The following is a 670-nucleotide window of genomic DNA, read 5'->3' as shown; positions in this document are numbered from 1 at the left end:
TGGCAGACGCACAGGACTTAAAATCCTGCGATTGGTAACGATCGTACCGGTTCGATTCCGGTCCTCGGCATAATATAATGAGCACCCTTAGCTCAACTGGATAGAGTACCTGACTACGAATCAGGCGGTTAGAGGTTCGACTCCTCTAGGGTGCATTTTTCTATTTAACTCGGGAAGTAGCTCAGCTTGGTAGAGTACTTGGTTTGGGACCAAGGTGTCGCAGGTTCGAATCCTGTCTTCCCGATTCATGGCGGTGTAGCTCAGCTGGCTAGAGCGTCCGGTTCATACCCGGGAGGTCGGGGGTTCGATCCCCTTCGCCGCTATAATGATCTTGTTGGACCTTTAGCTCAGCTGGTTAGAGCTCTCGGCTCATAACCGAGTGGTCGTAGGTTCAAGTCCTACAAGGTCCATTTGAATAGTATGGAGGATTACCCAAGTCCGGCTGAAGGGAACGGTCTTGAAAACCGTCAGGCGTGTAAAAGCGTGCGTGGGTTCGAATCCCACATCCTCCTTTTGTATTAACGCGGGATGGAGCAGCTCGGTAGCTCGTCGGGCTCATAACCCGAAGGTCGTAGGTTCAAATCCTGCTCCCGCAATAAGGCTCGGTAGCTCAGTTGGTAGAGCAATGGATTGAAGCTCCATGTGTCGGCGGTTCGATTCCGTCTCGCGC

Annotated in this window: 6 tRNA genes; all 6 read left to right on the top strand. The window is 52.4% G+C overall.

The features are described from left to right. The first annotated feature begins 81 nt into the window (after positions 1 to 81). The 6 genes from D8848_RS10720 (at position 82) to D8848_RS10695 (ending at position 596) form a co-directional block, all read left to right on the top strand. Positions 82 to 155: transfer RNA gene (locus D8848_RS10720), tRNA-Arg, on the top strand. A 15-nt stretch (positions 156 to 170) separates the two neighbouring features. Continuing rightward, positions 171 to 244, top strand: a tRNA-Pro gene (locus D8848_RS10715). Positions 245 to 249: 5 nt separating this feature from the next. Continuing rightward, positions 250 to 323 (top strand) — tRNA-Met (locus D8848_RS10710). Positions 324 to 336: 13 nt separating this feature from the next. Then, positions 337 to 410 (top strand) — tRNA-Ile (locus tag D8848_RS10705). 12 nt (positions 411 to 422) lie between these two features. Continuing rightward, positions 423 to 512 (top strand) — tRNA-Ser (locus tag D8848_RS10700). Positions 513 to 522: 10 nt separating this feature from the next. After that, a tRNA-Met gene (locus D8848_RS10695) sits at positions 523 to 596 on the top strand. Positions 597 to 670: the final 74 nt, after the last annotated feature.

The organism is Streptococcus mitis (assembly GCF_003942775.1).
Classification (GTDB): domain Bacteria; phylum Bacillota; class Bacilli; order Lactobacillales; family Streptococcaceae; genus Streptococcus; species Streptococcus mitis_CN.
This window is presented reverse-complemented; position numbering and strand designations above follow the sequence as displayed.